The 25,349-nt window shown below is 66.2% G+C and carries 19 protein-coding genes; 14 read left to right on the plus strand and 5 right to left on the minus strand.

Annotated features, from left to right (window positions below; genetic code table 11):
- The first annotated feature begins 4 nt into the window (after positions 1-4).
- The 3 genes from addB to trxA all read left to right on the plus strand — a co-directional run bounded on the left by addB (position 5) and on the right by trxA (position 6,884).
- Complete coding sequence (gene addB, locus R9J51_RS12235; RefSeq protein ID WP_179504594.1) at positions 5-3,013, plus strand: double-strand break repair protein AddB; 3,009 nt, start codon at positions 5-7, stop codon at positions 3,011-3,013.
- Positions 2,983-6,462 (plus strand): double-strand break repair helicase AddA, encoded by a 3,480-nt coding sequence (gene addA, locus R9J51_RS12240; RefSeq protein ID WP_179504595.1) that lies wholly within the window; start codon positions 2,983-2,985, stop codon positions 6,460-6,462. Before addB ends, addA begins: the two co-directional genes overlap by 31 nt.
- Positions 6,463-6,563: 101 nt before the next feature.
- Positions 6,564-6,884 carry a thioredoxin gene (trxA, locus tag R9J51_RS12245; RefSeq protein WP_110760936.1) on the plus strand — a complete coding sequence of 107 codons (321 nt, stop codon included), beginning with the start codon at positions 6,564-6,566 and terminating at the stop codon, positions 6,882-6,884.
- Between the two features lie 120 nt (positions 6,885-7,004).
- Here the strand turns inward: trxA and R9J51_RS12250 are convergent, their stop codons facing one another.
- The 3 genes from R9J51_RS12250 to argJ are packed head-to-tail and all read right to left on the minus strand — an operon-like array spanning position 7,005 to position 9,648.
- Positions 7,005-7,814 carry an inositol monophosphatase family protein gene (locus tag R9J51_RS12250; protein WP_179504596.1) on the minus strand — a complete coding sequence of 270 codons (810 nt, stop codon included), beginning with the start codon at positions 7,812-7,814 and terminating at the stop codon, positions 7,005-7,007.
- Complete coding sequence (locus tag R9J51_RS12255) at positions 7,811-8,416, minus strand: glutathione S-transferase (RefSeq protein ID WP_179504597.1); 606 nt, start codon at positions 8,414-8,416, stop codon at positions 7,811-7,813. Before R9J51_RS12255 ends, R9J51_RS12250 begins: the two co-directional genes overlap by 4 nt.
- Positions 8,417-8,421: 5 nt before the next feature.
- On the minus strand, positions 8,422-9,648 hold the full coding sequence (argJ, locus tag R9J51_RS12260) for a bifunctional glutamate N-acetyltransferase/amino-acid acetyltransferase ArgJ (RefSeq protein ID WP_179504598.1): 1,227 nt from the start codon (positions 9,646-9,648) through the stop codon (positions 8,422-8,424).
- Between the two features lie 127 nt (positions 9,649-9,775).
- On the opposite strand from argJ, the gene R9J51_RS12265 reads away from it, so the two are divergent.
- The 4 genes from R9J51_RS12265 (at position 9,776) to R9J51_RS12280 (ending at position 13,872) form a co-directional block, all read left to right on the plus strand.
- Positions 9,776-10,393 (plus strand): energy transducer TonB, encoded by a 618-nt coding sequence (locus R9J51_RS12265; RefSeq protein ID WP_179504599.1) that lies wholly within the window; start codon positions 9,776-9,778, stop codon positions 10,391-10,393.
- Between the two features lie 65 nt (positions 10,394-10,458).
- Positions 10,459-10,725, plus strand: a complete 267-nt coding sequence (locus R9J51_RS12270) for a hypothetical protein (protein WP_179504600.1) — start codon at positions 10,459-10,461, stop codon at positions 10,723-10,725.
- Between the two features lie 132 nt (positions 10,726-10,857).
- Positions 10,858-13,590, plus strand: coding sequence for a preprotein translocase subunit SecA (secA, locus tag R9J51_RS12275; protein ID WP_179504601.1), 2,733 nt, complete (start codon positions 10,858-10,860; stop codon positions 13,588-13,590).
- Between the two features lie 81 nt (positions 13,591-13,671).
- On the plus strand, positions 13,672-13,872 hold the full coding sequence (locus R9J51_RS12280; RefSeq protein WP_110760943.1) for a hypothetical protein: 201 nt from the start codon (positions 13,672-13,674) through the stop codon (positions 13,870-13,872).
- A gap of 52 nt (positions 13,873-13,924) precedes the next feature.
- On the opposite strand, the gene R9J51_RS12285 is transcribed toward R9J51_RS12280, so the two are convergent.
- Both R9J51_RS12285 and R9J51_RS12290 read right to left on the minus strand, forming a co-directional pair.
- Positions 13,925-15,940, minus strand: a complete 2,016-nt coding sequence (locus R9J51_RS12285) for a M13 family metallopeptidase (RefSeq protein ID WP_179504602.1) — start codon at positions 15,938-15,940, stop codon at positions 13,925-13,927.
- 139 nt (positions 15,941-16,079) lie between these two features.
- Positions 16,080-16,487, minus strand: a complete 408-nt coding sequence (locus tag R9J51_RS12290; RefSeq protein WP_168554724.1) for a low affinity iron permease family protein — start codon at positions 16,485-16,487, stop codon at positions 16,080-16,082.
- 513 nt (positions 16,488-17,000) lie between these two features.
- Between R9J51_RS12290 and R9J51_RS12295 the strand changes: the two genes are divergently transcribed.
- The 7 genes from R9J51_RS12295 to R9J51_RS12325 all read left to right on the plus strand — a co-directional run bounded on the left by R9J51_RS12295 (position 17,001) and on the right by R9J51_RS12325 (position 25,221).
- Positions 17,001-19,427: a TonB-dependent receptor gene (locus R9J51_RS12295; protein WP_179504603.1), complete on the plus strand. Its 2,427-nt coding sequence runs from the start codon at positions 17,001-17,003 to the stop codon at positions 19,425-19,427.
- A gap of 2 nt (positions 19,428-19,429) precedes the next feature.
- A complete protein-coding gene (locus R9J51_RS12300) occupies positions 19,430-20,815 on the plus strand; it encodes an LLM class flavin-dependent oxidoreductase (RefSeq protein ID WP_432787423.1) in 1,386 nt (461 codons plus the stop codon).
- Complete coding sequence (locus R9J51_RS12305; protein WP_179504604.1) at positions 20,812-22,251, plus strand: MFS transporter; 1,440 nt, start codon at positions 20,812-20,814, stop codon at positions 22,249-22,251. Before R9J51_RS12300 ends, R9J51_RS12305 begins: the two co-directional genes overlap by 4 nt.
- Positions 22,252-22,650: 399 nt before the next feature.
- Positions 22,651-23,616, plus strand: a complete 966-nt coding sequence (locus R9J51_RS12310; protein WP_179504605.1) for a TauD/TfdA dioxygenase family protein — start codon at positions 22,651-22,653, stop codon at positions 23,614-23,616.
- Positions 23,617-23,699: 83 nt separating this feature from the next.
- Positions 23,700-23,873 carry a hypothetical protein gene (locus R9J51_RS12315; RefSeq protein WP_432787424.1) on the plus strand — a complete coding sequence of 58 codons (174 nt, stop codon included), beginning with the start codon at positions 23,700-23,702 and terminating at the stop codon, positions 23,871-23,873.
- The gene (locus R9J51_RS12320; protein ID WP_432787426.1) at positions 23,852-24,373 is read left to right on the plus strand and encodes a glutathione S-transferase family protein; all 522 of its coding nucleotides are present in this window, start codon (positions 23,852-23,854) and stop codon (positions 24,371-24,373) included. The genes R9J51_RS12315 and R9J51_RS12320 overlap by 22 nt, the downstream gene beginning before the upstream one ends.
- Positions 24,370-25,221, plus strand: coding sequence for a TauD/TfdA family dioxygenase (locus R9J51_RS12325; RefSeq protein ID WP_179504607.1), 852 nt, complete (start codon positions 24,370-24,372; stop codon positions 25,219-25,221). The genes R9J51_RS12320 and R9J51_RS12325 overlap by 4 nt, the downstream gene beginning before the upstream one ends.
- Positions 25,222-25,349 lie beyond the last annotated feature (128 nt).

Genomic DNA, 25,349 nt, shown 5'->3' on the forward strand with positions numbered 1-25,349 from the left:
TCGGATGACCGCGAAGACCCGGCCCAGCGTTTACAGCATCGCCGCACACCGGGGCTTTGCCGACGCGCTGGTGGCCGGGCTCATCCCTCGCTATCGCGAGGACACGTTCGGATTGGCGCGGCTGACACTGCTGTTGCCCAGCCAGCGTGCGGTGCGTGGCCTGACCGAGGCGTTCATTCGCGCGTCGGGCGGCGGCTTGCTGCTGCCGCGCATGGCGGTGGTGGGCGATCTCGATCTGGACGAGACGCTGGGCGCACTGCTCGATCCGCTGGGCGGCGGGGCAGTGGCGCCGCCGGCCTGCGATCCCGTGTTGCGGCTGTTGCGGATTGCAGAGATATTGCGCGAGGAATTGGCTGCGCAAGGGATCGAGCGGGGCGAGGCCGGCCTGCTGCGCCAGGCGCGCAGCCTGGCCCAATCGCTCGATCGCCTGGCGGCCGAGGAAGTGGCGCCCGAGCAGTTGTTGACCATCGACATGCTGCCCGAACTGGCCGAGCACTGGCAGGACAGCCTGCGCCTGTTCGCCCGGGTGCAGGTGCGCTGGCAGTTCGAACTGGACGAGCGCGAGCAGGTGGATGCCCCGGTGCGCCGCAACCTGCTGCTGGCCCATGCCGCGCAGAGCTGGCGTGCCAATCCGCCGCCCGGCCCCGTGATTGCCGCTGGCGTGACCTCCGCCGCGCCGGCGATCGCGCGCTTGCTGCGCACCGTAGCCGATCTGCCGCAAGGCGCGGTGGTGCTGCCCGATCTCGATCTGGCGCTGGAAAGCGAGGTGTGGGACGCGCTGGGCCAGGCCGGTGCCAGCGAGGAGCCGGGCGGCCCGCCGTTCGGCCGGGGCGACCAGGTCACCCATCCGCAGTATCACTTGAAGCTGTTGCTGCACCGCATGGGCCTGGCGCGCGAGGAAGTGCGGCCGTGGCATCGCGCCGGGATTGCAGCGGCCCCCCCGGCGCGCAGTCGGGCGATTTCCAATCTGTTCCTGCCGCCCGAGGCGAGCACCGCCTGGGTCAAGTTGCCGGCGGCGGACCGGCGTCTTGCCGGCGTGCGCCTGATGCACAGCGCGCATCCTGAAGAAGAGGCGCAGGCGATTGCCGTGCTGGTGCGCGAAGGGCTGGCCGTGCCGGAGCGGCGCGTGGCGGTGGTCACGCCCGATCGCGCCCTGGCGCAGCGCGTGATTGCGCATCTCGGCCGCTGGAACATTGCGGCAGACGATACCGCCGGCCGCCCGCTGCCGCAGACCGTGGCCGGGCGCCTGCTGCTGCAACTCGCGCAGGCCTGGGCCGAACGCGCGGCGCCGGTTGCGCTGCTGGCGCTGTTGGGCCATCCGCTGGTCATGGCGGGGGAGCCGCGCGCGGGCTGGCTGGAACGCGTGCGCCAGCTTGATTTCGTGCTGCGCGGGCCGCGACCGGGGCCTGGGCTGGAGCCGATCCGCGATGCGGTGCGTGCGAAAGAGAAACGTTTTCCTGGCCTTTCCGCCTGGTGGGACGAGGTGGAACTGTTGCTGGCGCCGCTGCTGGCCGGGCACGATGCCCTGCCGCTGGCCGCCACGCTCACTTTGCTGGCCGAGATGGCCGAGGCGTTGTGTGGGCCCGCACTCTGGGCCAATGCCGATGGCCGCTGCCTGGCGCAGTTCGTGGAACAATGGCGCGATGCGGCGGCGCAGGCCGGAGAGCAGACAGGCGGGTTGCCGGTCGATTCTGCGCAAGTGCCCGCCCTGCTGCGCGACGCGATGGACGAGGTTTCGGTGCGCCCGCCTTATGGTGGCCATCCGCGCCTGGCGATCTATGGCCTGCTCGAAGCGCGGATGAGCCGGGCGGACCTGGTGATCTGCGCCGGCATGACCGAGGGGACATGGCCCGCCGCGCCTGCACCCGATCCGCTGCTGGCGCCAGCGGTCTTGCGCACATTGGGCATTCCCGGCGCCGATTTCCGCATTGGTCTGGCTGCGCACGACCTGGCCGCGATGCTCGGCGCGCCCGAAGTGGTCTTGAGCTTTGCCGAGCGTGATGCGGCGGGGCCGGCGATCCCCTCGCGCTTTCTGTTGCGCATCCGCGCGATGCTGGGCGAAGAGGGCGTGGCGTGGGAGCGCGAGGCGGTGAACCTGGCCCAGGCGCTCGACGCCGCGCCCCAGGCGCCCGCCTATCCACGCCCGCGGCCGATGCCATCGCCGCAGCAGCGCCGGGTGGACATTGCCGTGACCGCGCTCGACCGCCTGCGGTCAGACCCCTTTCAGTTCTATGCCTCCGCCATCCTGGGCCTCAAAAGCCTGGACCCACGCGACGCCGATCCCACCCCTGCGTGGCGCGGCACGGCGGTGCACGCCATTCTGGAAGAGTGGCACCAGGCCGGCGCGCCGCCGGGTGAACTGGTGCCGCTGGCCGAGCGCAAGCTGGCCGAAATGAGCGCGCACCCGTTCATGCGCAGCCTGTGGCGTCCGCGCCTGACCGCCGCGCTGGCCTGGATCGAGGACGAGCAGGAGCGCCTGCTGGGCGAAGGCCGCGCGGTCGCCGCGTTCGAATGCTGGGGCGATACCACCGTCGATGGCATCCGCATTTTCGGCCGCGCCGACCGGATCGACCGCTTGCCCGATGGCACGCTGGCCGTGGTCGATTACAAGACCGGCACGCCGCCATCGGGGCGCATGGTGCAGGAAGGCTTTGCCCTGCAACTGGGGCTGATCGGCCTGATCGCGCAAGCGGGTGGCTTCAAGGACAAGCAGGGCCGCGTGAGCGTGGAGGGCGAGCCGACCAGATTCGAATACTGGTCCCTGGCGCGCAACCGCGAGCGCGGCTTTGGCTATTGCGAGGAGCCGATCCTGGAGGGGCGCAAGAAATCGGGCATCCCGCGCGAGGATTTCCTGCCCGAAACCCGCCGCTTCCTGGCCGAGGCGATTGCTCGCTGGATTTTGGGCAACGAGCCTTTCGTCGCGCGGCTGAACCCTGATCTGCCCAGCTATGCCGACTATGACCAGTTGATGCGGCTGGAAGAATGGCAGGGCCGGGGAGGGAACGCCGAGTGAGCAAGGTCTATCCCCTGCAAGGCAACCAGGCCCGCGCCGTGGCGCCGCACCGCACGGTGTGGCTCAGCGCTTCGGCCGGCACCGGCAAGACCCAGGTGCTCTCGGCACGCGTGCTGCGGCTCTTGTTACAGGACGGGGTGGAGCCGGAAAACATCCTTTGCCTGACCTTTACCAAGGCGGGCGCTGCGGAAATGGCCACCCGCGTCAACGATGTCTTGGCGCGCTGGGTGCGGCTCGATGATCTGGCGCTGTTCCGCGAACTGGAGGCGATCGGCGCCGACGGCCGGCCCGAAACGCTGGAGCGGGCGCGCAGCCGCTTTGCCGCAGTGCTCGATTGCCCGGGCGGGGGCCTGCGGATCGAGACGATCCACGCCTTTTCGCAATGGCTGCTGTCGGCCTTTCCGGTGGAATCCGGCCTTCTGCCCGGCACCCGCGCGATGGAAGACCGCGACCGCGAACTGCTGGTGCGCGAAGTTCTGGCGCAGATGCTGGTGGAGGCGGAAGAAAGCGGCGAGGAACGCCTGCTCGATGCCCTGGCCGACATGGCGCTGCGCATGGACCAAGGCGCGGTCATCGGCTTCCTGCTACGCTGTGCCAAGGCGATAGACCTGTGGCAGGAGCCCGGCGCCTGGCGCCCGCCGCTGCGCCCGCGCATCAACCAGTTGCTGGGCCTGCCCGCCGACGAGGACGGCAGCGGCGTGGCCGAGCTTTGCGCCGATGACGCGTTCGATGTCGGCTCCGTCCGCCGCTGCATGGCGGCCAATGCCGCCTGGGGCACGAAAACCGGCATCGATGCCGCCAACATGATGGGCGATTGGCTGGCGGCCAACCCGCAGGCGCGCCTCGCCGGACTGGACGACTTTGCCAAGCTGTTCATGACCGCCAAGGGCGAGGCCAAATCCACCCGCAATCTCGACAAGCACGAGCCGGCCTATGGCGATTACCAGGCCCGCGTGATCGCCGGGCTTGCCGCCGTGCGCGACCGCATCGCGCTGGTGAACCTTGCCGCGCTGCTCGATCCCGCGCTCACCGTGGGGCGCCGCTTTGCCTTGGCCTGGGAAGCCGCCAAGGCGCGCGAAGGCTTCATTGATTTCGACGACCAGATCCGCACCGCCGCCGCGCTTTTGACCGAGCGGACGACGGCGGACTGGATCCGCTACAAGCTCGATCGCCGGTTCGACCATGTGCTGGTGGACGAAGCGCAGGACACCAACGAGGCGCAATGGCGCATCGTGCTCGACGGGCTGGTGCAGGACTTTTTCTCTGGCCAGGGGCAAAGCCAGCGCGACCCGCGCACGCTGTTCGTGGTGGGCGATTACAAGCAGGCGATTTTCCGCTTCCAGGGCACCAGCCCCGAAAACTTTGCCAAGGCGCGAGGCCGCGTGCAGCGCGAACTGGCCGGCCTTGCCCAGGCGATGGACGAGCCGGAGCGCGAACTGCTCTCGCTGGGGCTGGGGCAATCCTATCGCACCGCCATGCCAATCCTGGCGTTTGTCGATCGCGCGATTGCGGCCATCGGCCCCGATCGCTTTGGCCTGCCCGAAGCGCCCGAACCCCATGTGGGCGACATGCGCCCCGGCCTGGTGCGGCTGTGGCGCCCGGTGGGTGATCTTTCGGGAGCCGAGGACGATCTGCCCGAAGCCGGCGACGAGGGCGGCGAAAACTGGCTGTCGCGCCCCGATCGCGACCTGGCCGACCGGTTGGCGCGGCAGGTGCGCGAATGGCTGGATACCGGCTTCCCGTTGCACAAGGGCAAGCCGCGCAATGCCCGCGCCGGCGACGTGATGATCCTGGTGCGCAAGCGCAAGGATCTGGCTGGGCTGATCGTTGCGCGGCTGCATGCGCGGGGGGTGCCGGTAGCGGGGGTGGACCGCTTGCGCCTGGGCGCGCCGCTGGCGGTGAAGGACCTGATGGCGGCCTTGCGCTTCTGCGCGCAGCCGCTCGACGATCTCAATCTGGCCAACCTGCTGGTTTCGCCGCTGATCGGGTGGAGCCAGGAAGACCTGCTTGCGCGTGGCTATCGCAAGGATGGCGTGCGGTTGTGGACGCATTTGCTGCACAACCGGGAGCCGGACACCGTGCAGACGGTGGAGCAATTGCTCGACCTGTTGCGACGCGCCGATTTCGAGCCGCCGGCGCAATTGCTGCACTGGTTGCTGGTGGGGCCCTGGGCCGCGCGGTTCAAGCTGGTGGCGCGGCTGGGGCGCGAGGCGAACGACCCGATCGATGAACTGCTCAATGCCGCCATGGCCTATGCGAGCGGGCAGGTGCCGAGCCTGGTCGGCTTTCTGCAATGGTTCGACAGCGGCGATGGCGAGTTGAAGCGCGAGGCGGGGCAGGCCGCCGATCTGGTGCGGGTGATGACCGTGCATGGATCGAAAGGCCTGCAGGCGCCGATCGTGATCCTGGCCGATGCCGCGGACGATCCCGATGCGTCGATGGCGCGCGGCGCAGAACTGGTGGAACAGGGACCGGGTCAGCGCCCGCGCACCGTGCCGCTGCCGGCCTTGCGCAAGGAAGAAAAAGGCGCGCCGATCCGCGCGGCGGAGGAAAAGGCGGCGCTGGAAGAGCGTGCCGAGCATTGGCGCCTGCTCTATGTGGCGCTCACCCGCGCGGAAGAGGCGCTGTTCATCGCCGGCGCCTGGCCGCCCTCGCGCAAGGAACTGCCGGCCGACAGCTGGTATGCGCGGCTGGCACCGCTGTTCGGCGAAGAGGAGGGCTGGACGCCCGATCCGATATGGGATGGTGCGCGCGATATCGGCGCGCTGGGGGCGCCGGTGGCCGATGTCGGCCGCGCCGCGCAAACCGTGGCTTTGCCGCTGCTGCCGCCGTGGCTGACCACGGCGATCGGACCCGAACCGCGTCCGCCGCGCCCGCTGGCGCCGTCCTCTCTGGGCGAGGACGAGGCCCCTGATCCGCCGACACGGCCCGGACCTGGCGCGATGCAGGCGGCGCGACGCGGCACCCTGATTCACAAGCTGATCGAGCGATTGCCCGCTGTGGCGCATGACGAACGCGCGGAAGCCGCCCTGGCCTGGCTGGCACGGCAAGGGGCGGAATTCGATGTCGCCGCGCACGAAGAAATGTTGCGCGCCGCGCTGGCCGTGCTCGATCATCCCGATTGGCAGGGCGTGTTCGGCCCTGGCTCGCTGGCCGAGGTACCGCTGGCTGCGGTGGTGGAAGGGCGCGTGGTTTCTGGCACGATCGACCGCTTGCTGATCACGCCTACCCAAGTGCTGATCGTGGATTTCAAGACCGCGCGGCGCCCGCCGGAGTCATTGGCCCAAGTGCCGTTGGCCTATCTGCGCCAGATGGCCGCCTATGCCGCCGCGCTCGCCGCGATCCACCCCGATCGCGCGGTGGAAGCCGCGCTGCTTTATACCCACGCGCCGCACCTGATCGCCATTCCGCCGCAGGTTTTGGCGCTGCACCGCCCGCAGCCGGCATAGCTTTGCAAGGGGCCAGCGCAGCAAACCTTTCGCGCCTTGCCGGTTGCCAAGCCGCCAGTGCATCCTAGATACCGTCTCAACTGATCAACGGAGTTTCGTTCATGTCCACCAAAGCCGTCACCGACGCCAGCTTCTCTGCCGAAGTCCTCCAGTCCGACAAGCCCGTGCTGGTGGATTTCTGGGCCGACTGGTGTGGCCCGTGCAAGATGATCGCCCCCGCGCTGGAAGAGATCGCCGAGGAACTGGGCGACAAGGTGACCATCGCCAAGGTGGACATCATGGAAAACACCACGACTGCCAGCGATTTCGGCGTGCAGTCGATCCCGCTGCTGATCCTGTTCAAGGATGGCAAGCCGGTCGCGCAGAAGCTGGGCGCCGCGCCCAAGAGCCAGCTCAAGGGTTGGCTGGAAAGCGTTCTGTAAGAGGGCTTGTGGCGCGCGCTTGCGCCCTTCGACAGGCTCAGGGCGAACGGAAGTGGGGAAGATTACCTCAAAATCCCGTTCGGGCTGAGCTTGTCGCAGCCCCTTGCAGTCAAGCGCACGTTACAAGGCAGCCAGCCGCTCGGCCATGGCATCGAATAGGGCCGGGCTGCTGGCAGCGACCAGGCCTTTTTGCCCCACCTGATCGACGCGATAGGGCCGGCCATCGGGCCGTGCAGCCTTGCCGCCGGCTTCGTTGACGAACAAGACGCCGGCCGCATGATCCCACGCGAGCGTGCGTTCGAAGATCGAGACATCGTTCACGCCGAGCAGCAGGCGGGGGTATTGTTCTGCGGCGCAGCGCGGGATGTCTACCACGCTATAGTGCGGCAGGATGTGCTGGCGCATCGCCTGGCGCTGGGCCATGTCCATGAACACGGTGGAAATCGCGGCCACGGGCGGCACTTGCCCGGTGGCCTGCGCGCGCACCGGCGTGCCGTTCACAAAGGCGCCACGCCCCTTCTGAGCGGTGCACAAGCGGCCTGACAGCACATCGTAGATCCAGCCCGCCACGCATTCGCCATGTTCGGCGAGCGCGATCAGCACGCCGAACGGCGGCTTGCCGGCGGCGAAATTGTTGGTGCCATCGAGCGGATCGATGATCCAGCACAGCCCATCGCCCAGCCGGTCGAGCAAGGTGGGATCGGCATGGGCGGCTTCCTCGCCCACGATCGTCGCCTTGGGCAGCAGGGCCGCCAGGCCTTCGCTCAGCAGCCGTTCGGCGTGGGTGTCGGCTACGGTCACCACGTCGTCGGCGGCCTTGGCGGTCACGTCGTCATCGGCCAGTTGGCGATAGCGCGGGGCAATGGCTTCCTGCGCCACGCGGGCGATCAGGGTGCCCACGGCGGCGTCAATCTCTGCGGTCCAGCTCATGTGAAAGGAACCGCCGCGATGTCCTGAAAGCCGGGGCGGGTGCGCAAACGAGCCATCCAGGCCTCCACATGGGGCAGCGCCGGCCGTTCGATCGGCAGGCTGAACCACGTGTGGGCATATGTGCCCATCGGAATGTCGGCCACGCCGAATGCCTCGCCGGATAGGAACGGCTGCCGGGCCAATTGCGCGTCCAGCATGGCCATGAGTTCAGCGCAAGCAGCGGCAGACTTGGCCACAACCGGATCGTTGCCGTCCTTGCCACCGCGCACGCAGCCCAGGAACGCGTCGCGCTGGGCATCGGCATAGAGGAATTGCCAGTCCATCCACTGGTCCCCCTGCGCGCGTGCCGCCGGATCGGCAGGCCACAGCTGCGGGGCATGGGCGGCAAACAGATAGCGCAGGATCGCGTTGGATTCCCACACCACCACGCCGTCATCCTCGATCATCGGCACCAGGCGATTGGGATTTTTGGCGAGGTAGTCGCTCGAATAGCCGAACGACCCGCCCATATCGCGGCGCTCGAAATCCAGGCCGCACTCGCGCGCGCCCCAGACCACTTTCTTCACGTTGTGCGAATTGATCCGCCCCCAGATGACCAGCATGGCGTTCAGCTCCGGTAGTCGGCGTTGATCGAGATGTAGCCGTGCGTCAGATCGCAGGTCCACACCGTGGCGCGGCCCTGGCCAAGGCCAAGGTCCACCTCGATCGAAATTTCGCGGCCCTTGAGATGCGCCGCCACCGGCGCTTCGTCATAGTCGGCCAGCGGCTGGCCGTCCCTGGCCGCCCAGGTGCCGCCAAAGCCGATCGACAGGCGGTCGCGGTCGGCGGGTTCGCCGGCCTTGCCCACGGCCATGACCACGCGGCCCCAGTTGGCGTCTTCCCCGGCGATCGCGGTTTTTACCAGCGGCGAATTGGCAATGGCCAGGCCCACGCGGCGCGCGCTTTCGTCCGAAACCGCGCCGGAAACGGCCACGGCGATGAATTTCTGCGCGCCTTCGCCATCCTTGACCACCAGATGCGCAAGGTCGCGGCACACTTGCTCCAGCGCGGCGGCAAAGGCTTCGCCGCCCACGCTATCCAGGCTGGTCAGCGGCGCGTTGCCCGCCTTGCCGGTGGCAAAGGCCAGCACGGTGTCGCTGGTGGATGTGTCGCTATCGACCGTGATGCACGAGAACGTGCGCTTGTTCGCGGCCGACAGGCATTCCTGCAGGAATGCGGGTGAAACCGCTGCATCGGTAAAGACATAGCCCAGCATCGTCGCCATGTCGGGCGCGATCATGCCCGAACCCTTGATGATCGCGCTGAGCGTCACGGTCTTGTCGCCCACGATGGCCGTGGCGGTGGCGCCCTTGGCAAAAGTATCGGTGGTGCCGATGGTGTTTGCCGCCTCTTTCCAGGTGCAGGGCGGGGCCAGCAGCGCGGCCTCGATCCCCGCGCGGGCTTTGTCCTTGGGCAGGGGCACGCCGATCACGCCGGTGGAGGAGACGAAGACCGCTTCGCGCGCGCAGCCCAGGTGGGCGGAAACCTGATCCATGATCGCTTCCACCGCCTCGCGCCCGCGATAGCCGGTAAAGGCATTGGAATTCCCGGCATTGACCACAAGCGCGCGCGCGGCGCCTTGCGCCACGTTCTGCCGCCCCAGTTCCACTTCGGACGAGCAGCACACGTTGCGGGTGAACACGCCGGCCACCGCCGTGCCTTCGTCCAGCTCCACATAAGTCAGGTCGCAGCGGCCCCAGTCCTTGTACCCGGCGCGGGCCACGCGCGGGGTGACGCCGGCAATCGCGGGCAGGGCGGGGAAGGGCGAGGCGAGCGGGGAAACGGCGTCTGACATGGCCGCGTTCCCTAGCGATTCGGCTGCGCCGCGTCCATGGCTCAGCTTGCGCCAAAGCGGTGGTGCGCATGGTTGACCCTGGCGCGGGCAATCGGCATCACCGGGAGCGGTAAGAGGGGGAGCACCAATGACTTTTGCACCGCGCAACCTTGCCTGGCTGGGCCTGACGGCGGGATGCGCCATGGCAGCGCCGGCGGTGGCCCGCGCGCCGGCGATCGTTCCGGCTCACCCGCTCGGCAATCCGGGCGATTGGGTGACTCCGTACGACTATCCCGCGCGCGCCTTGCGCAATGGCGAAAACGGAACCGTGGGATTCGCGCTGAGCTACGATGCCCAAGGCAAAGTCACGGCGTGCGAAGTCACCGCCAGCAGTGGATCGGCCGATCTCGACGAGGTCACCTGCCAATCGCTGATGGCCCGCGCCGGCTTCAAGCCGGGCACGAAAGGCGGCAAGCCCGAGGCGGGCGTCTATCGCAGCTCGGTGCGCTGGCAGATCCCCGAAGACGCCGACGATGTGCCCGTGCCGGGCAGCATGTCGTTATCCTACACGATCAACGCCGATGGCCATGTCTCGGATTGCGTGGGCATCGATGAAAAGGGCGTGCAAAATCCGATTCCGGCGGGCAGCGGTCCGCCGGCCTGCGCCAGTGGCGCGTTGTTGAAGCCGGCGAAGGACGCCAGCGGCAAGCCGGTGAGCAAGCGCGTGACGCTGATTTTCACCACCAAGGTGGACGACGTACCCTGAGCTTTGCGCGCAAATCTGCGGATTGCGCTTTACGCGCGGCGAGCCGTTCCCTATCTCCCGTCGTAATGCGCTTTCTGCTCGTCCTGTTTGCCCTGCTCAGCGGCCTTTCGCTGCCCGAGGTGGCCAATGCCACCACGCGCACCGAAGTGGCCGGTGCCGCGCAGGCCGGATTGGCCGTGGCCCCGGTGGCCGCGCATTGCGTGGTGCAGGCCGCCCGCGTGCGTGCCGCGCGCCCGGCTTTCGATGTGGCGCAACACGCTGCATCCGCCCCGCTGGCGCCGCTGGTGCTGGCCCACGCAGCGACCCTGCGCTGCGACCGCGCGCGCGAATAAGCGCCGCATTGCCCGCGTTCCGCCGGGCACCAATCCGTGATTTTCGCGTTGCCGGCCCCATGCACGCATGCTGCGCGCGGCACAAGCCAGGCCTCTTTGGCCACACCCATTTGCACAACAGGAAACACCGCCATGTTCGGCGCCCTTGCCAAGTCCATTTTCGGTTCGTCCAACGATCGCTATGTCAAGTCGCTCGACAAGCAGGTGAAGAAGATCGCCGCTTTCGAGGCCGAGATGCAGGCGATGAGCGATGAGCAGCTTGCCGCCCAGACGGTGAAGTTCCGCGCCGCGCTCGAAGCGGGCGCCAGCCTTGACGATCTGCTGCCCGAAGCCTTTGCAACCGTGCGCGAAGCATCGGTGCGGACCATGGGCATGCGCCATTTCGATGTGCAGATGATCGGCGGCATGGTGCTGCACCGGGGCGAGATCGCCGAAATGCGCACCGGCGAGGGCAAGACCCTGGTGGCGACGCTGGCGGTTTACCTCAACGCACTGGAAAGCAAGGGTGTTCACGTGGTGACCGTGAACGACTACCTGGCCAAGCGCGACGCCGAAACGATGGGCGTGCTTTACAAGTTCCTGGGCCTGACCGTGGGCGTGATCGTGCCCAACCTCAACGAGTACGAGCGGCGCCAGGCCTATGAAGCCGACATTACGTATGCCACCAACAATGAGTTGGGCTTCGATTACCTGCGCGACAACATGAAGCACGAACGCTCGCAGATGGTGCAGCGTCCCTTCAATTACGCCATCGTCGACGAGGTGGACTCGATCCTGATCGACGAGGCGCGCACGCCGCTGATCATCTCTGGTCCCACCGACGACAAGAGCGATCTCTATCTCTCGGTCGATGCGGTGGTGAAGACCATCGATCCCAAGCACTACGAAGCCGACGAGAAGACCAAGAGCATCACCCTGACCGAAGACGGCGTGGAATGGGTGGAGCGCGCGCTGGAGGATGCCGGGCTGCTGGTCGGCACCAACCTCTACGACATGGAAAACACCATGGTGGTCCACCACCTGGACCAGGCGCTGAAGGCCAATGTCATGTTCAAGCGTGACATCGACTACATCGTCAAGGACGGCAAGGTGGTGATCATCGACGAGTTCACCGGCCGCATGATGGATGGCCGGCGCTGGTCCAACGGCTTGCACCAGGCGGTGGAAGCCAAGGAAGGCGTGCGGATCGAGCCTGAAAACCAGACTATGGCCTCGATCACGTTCCAGAACTACTTCCGCATGTATCCCAAGCTTTCGGGGATGACCGGGACGGCCGCGACCGAGGCGACCGAGTTCTTCGAAATCTACAAGATGAACGTGGTGACCATTCCCACCAACGTGCCGGTCATGCGCATCGACGAGGAAGACGAGTTCTACAAGAACACCACCGACAAGTTTGCCGCCATCGCCCGCCTGATCCGCGAAAAGAACGAGATCGGCCAGCCCGTGCTGGTCGGCACCGTGTCGATCGAGAAGTCGGAACTGCTGAGCGAGTTTCTCAACCGCGAGGGGGTCAAGCACGCGGTGCTCAACGCCCGCTTCCACGAGATGGAAGCCCACATCGTGGCCCAGGCGGGCCGCCTGGGCGCGGTGACCATCGCCACCAACATGGCCGGCCGCGGGACCGACATCAAGCTGGGTGGCAACCTGGAATTCCGCATCGACGATGAACTGCGCGATGTGCCCGAAGGGCCCGAGCGCGATGCCGCGATCGCCCGCATGTCGGCCGAGATCGAGGCGGAGAAGGCCCAGGTGCTGGCCGCTGGCGGCCTGTGCGTGATCGGCACCGAGAGGCACGAAAGCCGCCGCATCGACAACCAGCTGCGCGGCCGTTCGGGCCGCCAGGGTGACCCGGGCCTGTCGAAGTTCTACCTCTGCCTTGAAGACGATCTGCTGCGCATCTTCGGGCCGGACACGCTGTTTTCGCGCATGATGAATTCCAACCTGGCCGATGGCGAGGCGATCGGATCGAAGTGGCTGTCCAAGGCCATCGAGACCGCACAGAAGAAGGTCGAGGCGCGCAACTACGACATCCGCAAGCAGGTCGTCGAATACGACGACGTGATGAACGACCAGCGCAAGGTGATCTACGAGCAGCGCGCCGACATCATGGATGCCGACGCGGTGGACGACGTGGTGGTGGACATGCGCCACGACACGATCAATGCCATGGTCGGCGATGCCTGCCCGCCGGGGTCCTATCCCGAGCAGTGGAACGTGGCCGGCCTCAAGGAACGCGTGGCCGACGTGCTGGGCCTGACCCCGCCGATCGACGATTGGCTGGAAGAAGACGCGGTGGAAGCGGAATTGATCAGCGAGCGCCTGATCGCGCTGGCCGATGCGCACATGGCCGCCAAGCTCGACACCGTGGACCGTGCTTCGTGGGGTAACCTCGAAAAGTCGATCCTGCTCGAGCGGCTTGACCACCATTGGAAGGAGCACTTGGCCACGCTCGACGCGCTGCGCCAGGTGGTGTTCCTGCGTGCCTATGCACAAAAGACCCCGATCAACGAATACAAGCAGGAAGCCTTCGGCCTGTTTGAAAAGATGCTCGACGCGATCCGCGAGGACGTGACCCGCATCCTGATGATCAGCGAAATCCGCATGCAGCCGATGGAAGATTTCCAGCTGCCCGAACTGCCCGATTTCCTCACCAGCCACATCGATCCGTTCACCGGCGAAAACGATGCGCAACCGCAAGTGCCGGGCGCCGCGGCAATGCTCGGCGCCCTGGGCGGGGCGCCGGCGAGCGCGCCGGTGGCGGCGGGCGAAGACCCCTATGCCGGGCAGGGCATCAGCCGTAACGCCCCGTGCCCCTGCGGCTCGGGCCAGAAGTACAAGCACTGCCACGGGCTCGCGGCCTGATCGCCAGCCCTGCCGACTATTCCAGCCCCGGCCAGCCCACGCGCCGGCCGGGGCTTTCTATTGCAATCCAAGGAGCCCGTTGTGGACAAGACTATCAAGCTCACGCTGAGCGAGGATGAAGGCGAAATGATCGTGGACGCGCTGGAGGTGGACCTGGAAGGCTACCTCGAATCCGCCAAGGAAGCGCGCGGCAACAACAACCGGGCCGACGTGGAAACCTTCACCGAAGCGGCCGAGCGCATCAGCAAGCTGATCGCCAAGATCCGCGCCAAGCTGGACTGATCACCCACAAAAAAGCCCCCTCCTGAGGAGGGGGCTTTCTTTTTCCGTCAGTTCACCACAGCTTGGCGCGCTTGTCGGCGGGGATGTACATCGCATCACCCGGCTTGACGCCAAAGGCCTGGTACCATGCCTCGATATTGGGCAGCGGGCCCAGGATACGGAAGCGGGCCGGGCTGTGCGGGTCGGTCGTCACCTGGTTGCGCAGGGCATCCACGCGCTGGTTGGCGCGCCAGGCCTGCGCGAACGAGAGGAAGAAGCGCTGGTCGCCGGTCAGCCCGCCGATCACCGGCGCAGGCTTGCCGCGCAGCGACTTGTGATACGCATCGAGCGCCACCTGCAAGCCGGCAAGATCGGCGATGTTTTCGCCCATGGTCAGCTTGGGATTGATGAACGCGCCAGGCGCGGCTTCGAACCGCGCATATTCGTCGCCAAACACTTTCGCTTCGGCTTCGAACCGCTGCGCATCCTGCGGCGTCCACCAATCGGCGATGGCGCCCTTCGCGTCGATCTTGCGGCCCTGGTCGTCAAAGCTGTGGCTGATTTCGTGGCCGATGATCGCGCCCGTTGCGCCATAGTTTACCGCGTCATCCGCGCGCGGATCGAACAGCGGCGGTTGCAGGATGCCGGCCGGAAATACGATCTGCAGCTTGGCCCCGCCGTTGTAGGCGTTCACCGTCTGCGGGTTCATGCCCCATTTCTTGCGATCGACCGGCTTGCCCAGGTCTTCCTTCGCATAATCGGCGTTGAAGCGCGCCGCGCGCACGACATTGCCGTAAAGATCATCGGGCTTGATCGTCAGCGCCGAATAGTCGCGCCACTTGTCGGGATAGCCCACCATCACGTCGATCCGCGCCAGCTTGGCCAGCGCGGCCTGCTTGGTCGGCTCGCTCATCCACGGATTGGCCTGGATACGGGTTTCGAAGGCGGCGCGCAGATTGGCCACCAGCGTCTGCATCCGCGCCTTCGATTGGGGTGGGAAATACTTGGCGACATAAGCCTGGCCGGCTGCTTCGCCCAATTGGCTGTTGACCAGTTCCAGCCCGCGCTTCCACCGGGGCTTGATCTGGGCAACGCCGGTCAAGGTGCGGGAGAAGGCAAAGCGGCTGTCGACCATCGCCTTGGTGAGGAAGGGCGAGGCCTGGTCGGCGACATGGAATGCCTGCCACAGCTTGAGCGTTTCGAGCGGGGTTTGCGCATAGAGCGCGGCGATGTCGCGGATCGCGGTGTTTTCGCGCACGATGATGCGCGGTTGCGGGGCAACGCCGGCGCCGTCGAAATAGGCTGCCCAGTCCAGCCCCGGCGCATAGTCGGCAAGCTGGGCTGAAGACATCGGGTTGTTGGTGGCGCTGCGATCGCGGCGGCGGGCAATATCCCAGCTCAGCGTGGCGATCTGGGTTTCGAACGCCATGATCTTGCTGGCCGCGTCGGCGGGCTGGGGCACGCCCAGGGTTTGCAGGGTGCGGGTGATATAGGCGACATAGGCTTCGCGCTGCGGCGCGAATGCGGGCTTGAGGTAATAGTCCCGCTCGGGCAGGCCCAGGCCGCCCTGGCCGAGCGAAAGGACGTTGAGCCCGGCATTGGCCGTATCGGGCCCCACGCCATAATCGACCATGCTGATGCCGAAGGTGCCTTGGGCCGCGCCCATATAGCGGGCAAAGGCGGCCTTGTCGGGCAGGGCCATCACTTTGGCCACATCGGCCTGAAGCGGCGCGATCCCGCGCTGTTCGACCGCGGCTTCATTCATGAAGCTGGCATAGAGCGCGCCGACCTGGCTGTCTGCTGGCATGCCGGCCACCAGGTCTTTCATCTGGGCCTGCACCTGCTCGTCGATCAGGGCCAGCGTGCCGATGTTGGGCCGATCATCCGGGATCGGCGTGCGCGCTTTCCATTTGCCGTTGGCATACGTGTCGAAATCGTCGCCCGGCTTGACCGAAAGATCGCGGCCGGAAAGATCCACACCCCACCCACCGATTGCTCCCTTCGCCACCGGGGCGGCGGCGGGCCTGGCCGCGGGCGCCGCCAGTGCCGGCTGCAGCGCTGCCACCATGGCCGTGGAAGCGAGAACCATTATCCGCAATGTCACAGTGCCATTATCCTTGCTCTATCCGCATGTTGCAGCCAGCCTAGCCCAAGGCGGTTTCATCTGAAAGTGTCTGATGGTGTCGATGCCATTGAAATAAGGGCAGGTCTTCGCAATCACCACCGCTTCATCGGCGGCGCAGCAGCACTTCCACGCTCTGTTCCACGCTGGCCTGCTTGGTATCGCAGCCGCTTTCCTGTTCCAGCGCGGTGCGGATATCGGAAATCTTGCTATCGGACAGGTGCTCGATCCCGATGAAATCGCCGCGTGCGCCGTCCAGCGCGCGGATCAGTTCGTCCAGCTTGGCCTGCATCGCCGCTGCATCGCGGTTCTGGGCGTTCTGGATCACGAAGACCATCAGGAACGTGACGATGGTGGTGCCGGTGTTGATCACCAGCTGCCAGGTGTCGGACCAGGCGAAGATTGGTCCCGATATGGCCCAGACGAGAATGATCAGGGTGGCCAGGGCAAAACTCGCCGGCTGGCCGGCCAGCGCAGAGATGCGGTTGGCAAATGCGGTAAAGAGCCGGTCCATGGCGCAGGTTCTTTCTGAAAGGATTGCTGTTTTGTGTCTGAACCGCCGGGCAAAGGCGGTGGTTCCCGAAAGGGCAGGGAACCGGTTCCAGCAACCAGGCTTTTGGTGCGCCCAAGAATTGCTTTGCCACGCGAACCTATCACGGTTGCTTGACGGTCAAAACTCTATCAAATAAATAGAGATCAAGACGCAGCGGGCTGGCCCCACGCTGTGCCGGCCCGCGAGGGCCGCGTCGTGGGCCCGCGGCTTTTGATCGGGAAGCAGCTTGCTCCGCGTTACCAACGGCTAAAGCGCGCGAACGCTGGGGCGACATCGCCAGGCTTCGTGTTCCCCGCTGTTTCAGGGGTTATACGATGCAATGCCAATCATAAGATCATAACAAGCGCCGCACGCCCCGCACCCTGCCAGGGAAGGGCCCGCGCGCAAACCCACATCCAGATTTTCCAATGGCTGCGCGGCGTTGCCGTGCGCGGCACGCTTGCCTGCGCGGCCTGTCCATGAGGGACCTGTTTCATGTCGATTTCGTTTGCCACCCGCCCGGCCACGGGCCTGGGCGCGCTGCTGCTTGCCTCCACCGCGCTCGCGCTGCCCGGCCTTGCCCACGCGGCTGATAGCGCCGCGTCCGCCGCAGCCGAACAGGCGCCCGCGCCCACGGCTGACCCTGCCAGCCCCGATGTGATCGACGCCAGCGCCATCACCGTCACGGCGCGTCACCGCGAGGAAAAGCTGCAGAACGTGCCGCTGGCCATTTCCGCGATTTCGGGCGCGGAACTGACCACCAAGCGGATCGAGCGCGTAAGCGAGTTCGCCCTGCGCGTGCCCAATTTCAGCGCGCTGCAACAGAACACCCGCGTCTCGGGCCTCTACATCCGTGGCCTGGGCGGCAATGCCAGCAACGATGGCGCCGAAGGCGGCGTGGGCCTGATCGTCGACAACGTGTTCTTCACCCACGTGGGCTTTTCCTGGCTCGATTTCGTCGATCTGGAAAACATCCAGGTGGTGCGCGGGCCGCAGGGCACGCTGCTGGGCAAGAACACCACCATCGGCGCGGTGATCGTCCAGACCGCCAAGCCCAAGTTCGAACCGTCCTATACCCTCCAGGCCACCTACGGGAATTACGATGCGGTGCAGGTGCGCGCCAACGCCACCGGGCCGATCATCGCCGACAAGCTGGCCTATCGCCTGACCTTTGCCGAAAGCAAGGGCGGCGGTTGGAACACCAACGCCTACAATGGCGCCAAGCTGCTCGACAACAATCGCTGGTCGGTGCGCGGGCAATTGCTGTTCACGCCCACGTCCAACTTCTCCTCGCGCCTGATTGCCGAGCATTACGAGACGAACGAATACAACAACTTCTATCCGCCGGTGGCAGACGTTACGCAGAACCTGAACCTGAACGGCACGGTCAATTCGGCGCGCACCGGCAGCTGGACGGCCAAGCTGGCGCGGTTTGGCTACACCCCCAATCTCAATGGCCCCTACAACGCCAATCTCAACAACCAGGACCGCCTGGTGGCCAACACCGATGGCGTTTCGAACGAGATCAACTGGGATCTGGGCGGCGTCAACCTGACCGGCGTGACCGCGTGGCGCCGGCTCTATTTCCGCCCCTACAACGACAGCGACTATAGCCCGCTGGACATCTATCGTGCCGGCTATGACGTTGACGTCAATCAGTATTCGCAGGAACTTCGGCTTGCTTCGGACAAGGGCAGCACGATCGACTGGCAGGTTGGCGCCTATTACCTGCACGAAAAGCTCCGCAGCAACCTGCGCACGATCTTCGGGTCCGATGCTTCCACCTTCTTCCTCGCCTCGGGCGTGCCGTCCTCCTACCTCAACGGGCTGGAATACGATCGCGACGGGCACCTGACGATCGACAGCATCGCCGGGTTCGGCCAGGTGACCGCGCACGTGACCTCCACGTTCTCGATCACCGGCGGCGTGCGCTATACCTGGGAAAAGAAGCAGGTGAACGTTGCCGGCTATGCCCTCAACGTCAGCAGCCTCAATCCCGCAGGCGCCACCTTGCGCACGGCCTTGCTCAATAATCTGGGCGGCACCACGGGCGCAGCGGCAGGCGCCTATACGCTCGACAACGAAGTCAGCCGTGGCTCGGTCGCCTGGTTGATCAACCCGGCCTGGCAGGTCACGCCGGGCGTGCTGCTCTACGCTTCGGCCAGCCATGGCGAAAAGTCGGGCGCGGCCAACACGTCAGCCACGGCGGCCCAGGCGGCGCTGGTGATCACCCGCCCGGAAAAGTCCACCGATTTCGAGGCCGGCATCAAGACCAGCCTGGCCGGCGGCAAGGCGACGATCAACCTCAACTTCTACAACAACACCATCACCGATTATCAGGGCACCCGCGTCGACCAGACCAACGCCTCGTTCGGGACCTACCTTGCCAACGTGGGCAAGGTGCGCCTGCGCGGTTTCGAGCTGGAAACCACCTATCGCCCGGTGCCGGCCTTGGGCCTGAATGCCAACGTCGCCTATAACGACGCGAAATACCTCGATTATGCCGATGCCCCGGCACCGCTGGAATTCCAGGTGGCCAATGGCGGCGCGGCCGTGCCGCTTTCGCTCACAGGCTACCAGGTGGCCGGCGCAGCCAAGTGGACGGTGCAGGGCGGCATCGATCTCGACCAGCCGATCGGGGGCGAGTGGAACGTCACCGGCTATGCCAACACCAGCTGGAAAAGCCGGATCGCCTATATCAATCCGCGCTCGATCTATGGCTGGCAGGCCCCCGTCGCGATCACCAACGTCGGGCTGGGCCTGCGCACGCAGGACAACCGCTGGCAGCTTCAGGCCTGGGCCAAGAACGTAACCAACGAACGCTATGCGGTGTCCTATGGCGCGGCGAGCGCCTCGGCCCCGGTGATCGAGGTCTATGGCAACCCCCGCACGTTCGGCGGCACCATCACGCGGACGTTCTGATCATGAGCCAGGAAACCGTGGCGGAACAGCCGGCGGGGCGCCGCATGAAACTTGGCGCGTTCCTGTTCGGCGTGGGGCACCACGCCGCCGCCTGGCGGCATCCCGATGTCGATCCGCGCGCGCCGTTCCGTTTCGAATATTGGCGCGATCTGGCCCAGAAGGCCGAACGCGCCAAGTTCGACGCGGTGTTCCTGGCCGACAATGTGGCGCTGTTCGGCACCACGCCCGAGGCGATCAGCTATACTCCACCGGTCTATACCGGCGAGCCGCTGACCCTGCTTTCGGCGCTGGCCACGCACACCAGCCACATCGGCCTGATCGCCACGGTTTCCACCACCTATATGCCGCCCTACCATGTGGCGCGCAAATTCGCCGCGCTCGACCAGCTTTCGGGCGGTCGGGCGGGGTGGAACCTCGTCACGTCGGGCAGCGATGCCGAAGCGGCCAATTTCGGGCTGGACCACCAGCTGGCCCATGACGCCCGCTATGCGATCGCGGCCGAGCACGTAGAGGTCGTCAAGCGGCTGTGGGACAGCTTTGCCGACGACGCGATCCTGGCTGACAAGGCCAGCGGGCGGTTCTACGATCCCGCGCGGCTACGCCGGGTGGACCACGTGGGCGATCACTTCCGCGTGGCGGGGCCGCTGCAGACCGGGCGCCCGCCGCAGGGCCATCCTGTCATCGTGCAGGCCGGATCGTCCGAAGATGGCCAGGCCCTGGCCGCCGCGACGGCCGAAGTGGTCTTCACCGCGCAACAGAGCCGGGCCGCGGCGCGCGCCTTTGCCCAGGGGCTGAAAGACAAGGCGCAGGCGCTGGGCAGGCCGCGCGACAGCCTGGTGGTGATGCCGGGCGTGACCATCTACGTCGCCCCGACGCGCGAAGAAGCCGAAGCCAAGTTGGCCCGGCTGCATGCGTTCGTCGATGTGGCCGGCGCGCTCGCCTCGATCCGCACCTTCCTCGATTGGGACCTGACGACGGTCGATCTCGACGCGCCGCCGCCACCGCCGCCTTTCACCCAAGGATGGCAGAGCCGGCAGAAACTGTTTTACGACCTCGCGGTGGAGCAGGGCCTTTCGGTTCGCCAGCTCGTCTCGCGCATGTCGGCCGCGCGCGGGCACCTGGTCCTGGTGGGCACGCCAGCAGAGATCGTCGACGAATTGCAGGCCTGGTTCGAGGACGGCGCCGCCGACGGGTTCAACATCCTGGCGCCGATCTTCCCGCAAGGCCTGGATGACGTGATCGAGCTGGTTCTCCCCGAACTGCGCCGGCGCGGCCTGTTCCGCACCGAATATGAAGGCTCGACCTTGCGCGCAAACCTGGGCCTGGTCCGGCCCGATGCCGGGTTTGCTGCGCCGCTTTCCCCCGAAACAAAGGAACTTGTGGCATGAGCACGCTTGCCCTCGATGCCGCCGGCCGCGCTCCGGCTGCCGCTGCGCCAGCCAGGCTCGGTCCGGCGCGGCTGATCGCCTTTTCCAGCCTGGGCATGCCGCTCGCGGCCGTGGAAGTGCCGCTCAGCACGTATGTCCCGCCGCTCTATGCCAGCGCGTTCGGTTTTTCGCTGGGCACGGTGGGCGTGATTTTCCTGCTTGCGCGGCTGTGGGACGCGGTGATCGATCCGGCCATCGGGCTGCTGTCCGATCGCACGCGCAGCCGCTGGGGGCGTCGCCGCCCATGGATCGCGGGCGGCGCGGCGATCTTTGCGCTTGGCGCGGTGCCGGTGTTCCTGCCGCCGGCCTGGTTTGGGCCTTTGGCGCTCTCGGCCGCGCTGTTCGTGCTCTATCTCGGTTATTCGATGATGGCCACGCCACTGGCCGCCTGGATGGGGGAGCTTTCGGGCGCCTATCACGAGCGCACCCGCATCACCACTTATGGCCAGGCGCTGACTTGCGTGGCGCTCTTGCTGGCCCTGGTCCTGCCCAGCCTGCTGGTCACCCGGCTGGCCGGGCAGCCGCGGCTGGAACTGGCGGCGATGGGCGCGATGGTCTTTGCCCTGCTGCTGTTCACGCTGCCGCTCGGCATTCGCGCCTTGCCTGAACCCCCGCCGCCGGCCGGCGTGCAAGAGCCGGTGCGGGTGTGGCACACGCTGCGCCTGGTGTTTGGCGAAGGCATGCTACTGCGCGTGCTGGCGTCGAACTTTTCGGTACGCCTGGCGCAAGGGGTGCGCACCGCGCTCTTCGTGTTCTTCATCAGCTTTTACATCGGCAAGCCGGCCTGGGCGCCGGGCCTGTTTCTGCTGCAATACGTGTTCGGCATCTTTGCCTGCCCGCTATGGCTGGCGATCGGCCGCCGCGTGGGCAAGGAGCGCGCCGCGGTTGCCGGCGAACTGACGCAAGTGGCGATCAACCTGGCTCTGCTGGCGCTCGCCCCCGGATCGGTCGCGCTGCTCCTCGTGCTCACCATCGCCCAGGGCCTGACGCAGGGATCGGGCAATCTCATGCTGCGTTCGATCGTGGCGGACGTGGCCGATTACCGTCGCCTGCGCACCGGGGACGATCGCATCGGCCTGTTCTTCTCGGTCTTCTCGCTATCCGACAAGGCCGGCGTGGCGCTTGCCATCGGGGTGGCGCTGCCGCTGGCCGCCTGGATCGGCTTCGATCCGCGCGGCACCAATCCGCCCGCCGTGCTCGAGCATCTCAAGTGGCTGTTCGCGCTGGGCCCGGCCCTGGGGCACATCCTGTCGGCCGCGGTGATCAACGGCTTTCCGCTCGACGAGCGCCGCCATGGCGATGTTCGCCGCCAACTGGCCGCGCGCGATGCCGCCGGCCTGGTTTCCGATGCCAGCCGCGATCGCTGGCTGGCGCAAGCTGATCGCGCTGCGGATTGATAATTCCGCTTGGGGGCGGCCACGCAAATCTTGTTCTCGCTCGCCTTGCATGGAAAATGTCAATTGATAGAGTAGAGATAGTTCGCAAACACCTTTTCCCCGGCCAGGAAAAGGGGGCCTCACCGCCCGAACCGGCTCGCGGCATTTGATGGGAAGCAGCTTGCTCCGCGTGACCAACCGCTAAAGCGCGCGAATGCTGGGGCGACATCGCCAGGCTTCGTGATCCCTCCACCAAGTCGAGGTGATACGATGCACAAGACCAATCGAATGTGTTGATCCGCATGCGCTTTTTGCAGCGCTGCCGAATCTGCCCGATCTCTGTTTCCCGATCGTTGTCCCATGTTTGCGCGCACCGGCTCGATGCCGGCTGACGACGCCCGCTTCACAAGGAACCTGTCCATGGCCACCATCGTTGCCAGCTATCCCAATGCCAAGGATCCGTCCTCGCCGCTCGATATTCGCCCCGTGTGTGGCCGCATCGGCGCCGAAATCCACGGGCTGGCGCTGTCGGGCGATCTCGACGCCGGCACCGTCCAGGCCATCGAGGCCGCACTCGTGCGGCACAAGGTCTTGTTCTTCCGCGGCCAGCAGCATCTCGACAATGCCGAGCACGAGGCGCTGACCGCCCTGTTCGGCGATCCGGTGGCCCATCCCACCGTGCCCGTCGCCGAAGGCTCGAAGTACCTGCTCGAACTCGACAGCAAGGAAGGCTACGCCGCTTCGTCGTGGCACACCGACGTCACGTTCCTGGCTGCCTATCCCAAGGCTTCGATCCTGCGCGGCATCACCATTCCCGAGGCGGGCGGCGACACGCTGTGGGCCAATGGCGAAACCGCCTATGAAGGCCTGCCCGAGCCGTTGCGCCAGTTGGTCAACAACCTCTGGGCGGTGCATAGCAACGATTACGACTATGCCGCCACCCTCGCCGCAGCGGGGGTTTCCGAAACGGCGCAGGAAACCGCCAAGGAGCGCACGCTCTACCACAAGTCGGTCTTCGCCTCGACGGTCTACGAAACCGAACATCCGGTGGTGCGGGTCCACCCCGTCAGCGGGCAGCGCAGCCTGCTGCTGGGCCATTTCGTCAAGCGCTTCGTGGGCTTGAGCGAGGCGGATTCGGCGCGTCTGTTCAACATCCTGCAGGATCACATCACCAAGCCGGAAAACACCGTGCGCTGGCGCTGGCAGCCTGGCGACGTGGCCTTCTGGGACAACCGCAGCACGCAGCACCGCGCGATCGCCGATTTCGGCCTACAGCGCCGCACCTTGCGCCGCGCCACGGTTGCTGGCGACGTGCCGGTGGGCATCGATGGGCGCCACAGCCGCACCACGCGCCAGGAACGCGCCGCCAGCGGCCAGCCGGCCTAAGGCGCGCCAGCGTTTGATAATCGGCGGGGAGGGGGCTTGGCGGCCCGCTCCCCGCTCGTGCATTTTCAGGGATACCCATTTCGATGCAATTGCTTGCCTCGCCTGGCGCAACCAGCCTGCCGGCCCATGTGATCATCCGCGAACTCGATCTGCCGGTGGCGGTCCAACTGTTGCGGTTGGGGCCGGGGGGGATGACCTTGCCGCGCGCACGCCTTACGGCCGCATTCCCGCCCTGGTGCTCGACGATGGCACGGTGATTGGCGAAAATTCGGCGATCCTGCCGTTCCTGGCTGATCAGCGGCCCGGCACCAGCCTGTTCGCGCCCGCCAGCAGTGTGGAGCGCGCGCTGATCCAGTCGTGGATCGGCTATATCAACAGCGAGATCCACGGCGCCACGCAGTGCGTGGGCAATCGCCCGCATCTCTATTCCGACGATCCGGCCGCACATGAGGGTATCCGCCTGGCTGCGCGGCGCCGCCTGCGCGAGGCATACCAGCCAATCGAGGATCATCTCGCCCAGGCCGACTGGCTGGTGGGCGGCCGGTTCACCATTGCCGATGCCTATCTAGGCGTCTTTGCCAGCTATGTCCCGCATTTTGGCCCGGCGCTGGCCGATCTTCCCGCCCTGTCGGCTTTTTCCGCCCGGTTCGAGGCGCTGCCCGCCGTTCAGGCAGCGCGCGCAGTCGAAGGCCCCCTGCCGTTCCGTCCTGGCGCCGCCGCGCCGCAACCTACCGTTTCCAACGAGGTGACCGCATGACACTCGAAATTCGCAAGCATGGGCGCGTCGGCGCCGAAATCCTGGGCGTCGATCTCGCCAGCCCGCTGCCAGAGATCGATCTGGCCGCCATCCGCGCCGCCTTTGCCGATCATGGCGTGATCTTCTTCCGCGATCAGCAGATCACCGAGGAGCAGCACATCGCCTTTGCGCAGAGTTGGGGCCCGATCAACATCAACCGCTTTTTTGCCGCCCATCCGCGCTATCCCGAAATCGCGCTGGTGGTGAAAGAGCCCGATCAGCAACACAATATCGGCGGCGGCTGGCACACCGACCATTCCTATGACTTTGCCCCGGCGCTCGGTTCGATCCTGGTGGCGCGCGAATTGCCGCCGCAGGGCGGGGCGACCGCGTTTGCTTCGATGACCGCGGCCTATGATGGCTTGCCGCCGGCGCTCAAGGCGCAAGTCGATGAACTCCAGGCGGTCCATTCCGCCCGCCACGTGTTCGGCAGCAAGGCGGCAGCCTATGAATCATTGCAGGACACGCGCAGCGATGGCCGCATCGGCAATGCCTCTGCGGCCGACGTGCTGGATGATCCGGTGCACCCGGTGGTGATCACCCATCCGCTCAGCGGCAAGCGTGCGCTCTATGTAAACCCCAGTTTCACGGTGCGCGTGCTGGGCCTGTCGGACGAAGCCTCCGCCGATCTGCTGGCCAGGCTCTATGAGCATGCCAAGCGGCCTGAATTCCAGGAAGACTTCCACTGGCGCCCCGGCTCGATCGCGTTCTGGGACAACCGGTCCACCTGGCACTATGCCTATAACGACTACCACGGCCACCGCCGCGAAATGCATCGCATCACCATTGAAGGCGTATCTTTGTCTTGACGGGAACGGTCTAAGATGTTGATTTACAAAAGATTCACTCAAACTGTTGATAAGTTTTTGAATGAAGGCTTGCGCACCCGAAATCGCCCGCATATAGGGCGGCCCTGCCCAGCGGGGACGGCCTAGCC

The sequence above is a fragment of the Novosphingobium rhizosphaerae genome (assembly GCF_050920675.1).
Classification (GTDB): Bacteria; Pseudomonadota; Alphaproteobacteria; order Sphingomonadales; family Sphingomonadaceae; genus Novosphingobium; species Novosphingobium rhizosphaerae.

What these genes read in the sequence shown, in the direction of transcription:
- R9J51_RS12270 (WP_179504600.1), top strand. Translation starts at nt 10,459, where the DNA reads ATGCGCTTTCTGCTCGTCCTGTTTGCCCTGCTCAGCGGCCTTTCGCTG.
- R9J51_RS12285 (WP_179504602.1), bottom strand. Translation starts at nt 15,940, where the DNA reads ATGGTTCTCGCTTCCACGGCCATGGTGGCAGCGCTGCAGCCGGCACTG.
- R9J51_RS12305 (WP_179504604.1), top strand. Translation starts at nt 20,812, where the DNA reads ATGAGCACGCTTGCCCTCGATGCCGCCGGCCGCGCTCCGGCTGCCGCT.
- R9J51_RS12300 (WP_432787423.1), top strand. Translation starts at nt 19,430, where the DNA reads ATGAGCCAGGAAACCGTGGCGGAACAGCCGGCGGGGCGCCGCATGAAA.
- R9J51_RS12250 (WP_179504596.1), bottom strand. Translation starts at nt 7,814, where the DNA reads ATGAGCTGGACCGCAGAGATTGACGCCGCCGTGGGCACCCTGATCGCC.
- addA (WP_179504595.1), top strand. Translation starts at nt 2,983, where the DNA reads ATGGCAGGGCCGGGGAGGGAACGCCGAGTGAGCAAGGTCTATCCCCTG.
- secA (WP_179504601.1), top strand. Translation starts at nt 10,858, where the DNA reads ATGTTCGGCGCCCTTGCCAAGTCCATTTTCGGTTCGTCCAACGATCGC.
- R9J51_RS12255 (WP_179504597.1), bottom strand. Translation starts at nt 8,416, where the DNA reads ATGCTGGTCATCTGGGGGCGGATCAATTCGCACAACGTGAAGAAAGTG.
- R9J51_RS12315 (WP_432787424.1), top strand. Translation starts at nt 23,700, where the DNA reads ATGCAATTGCTTGCCTCGCCTGGCGCAACCAGCCTGCCGGCCCATGTG.
- addB (WP_179504594.1), top strand. Translation starts at nt 5, where the DNA reads ATGACCGCGAAGACCCGGCCCAGCGTTTACAGCATCGCCGCACACCGG.
- R9J51_RS12310 (WP_179504605.1), top strand. Translation starts at nt 22,651, where the DNA reads ATGGCCACCATCGTTGCCAGCTATCCCAATGCCAAGGATCCGTCCTCG.
- R9J51_RS12325 (WP_179504607.1), top strand. Translation starts at nt 24,370, where the DNA reads ATGACACTCGAAATTCGCAAGCATGGGCGCGTCGGCGCCGAAATCCTG.
- argJ (WP_179504598.1), bottom strand. Translation starts at nt 9,648, where the DNA reads ATGTCAGACGCCGTTTCCCCGCTCGCCTCGCCCTTCCCCGCCCTGCCC.
- trxA (WP_110760936.1), top strand. Translation starts at nt 6,564, where the DNA reads ATGTCCACCAAAGCCGTCACCGACGCCAGCTTCTCTGCCGAAGTCCTC.
- R9J51_RS12295 (WP_179504603.1), top strand. Translation starts at nt 17,001, where the DNA reads ATGTCGATTTCGTTTGCCACCCGCCCGGCCACGGGCCTGGGCGCGCTG.
- R9J51_RS12265 (WP_179504599.1), top strand. Translation starts at nt 9,776, where the DNA reads ATGACTTTTGCACCGCGCAACCTTGCCTGGCTGGGCCTGACGGCGGGA.
- R9J51_RS12290 (WP_168554724.1), bottom strand. Translation starts at nt 16,487, where the DNA reads ATGGACCGGCTCTTTACCGCATTTGCCAACCGCATCTCTGCGCTGGCC.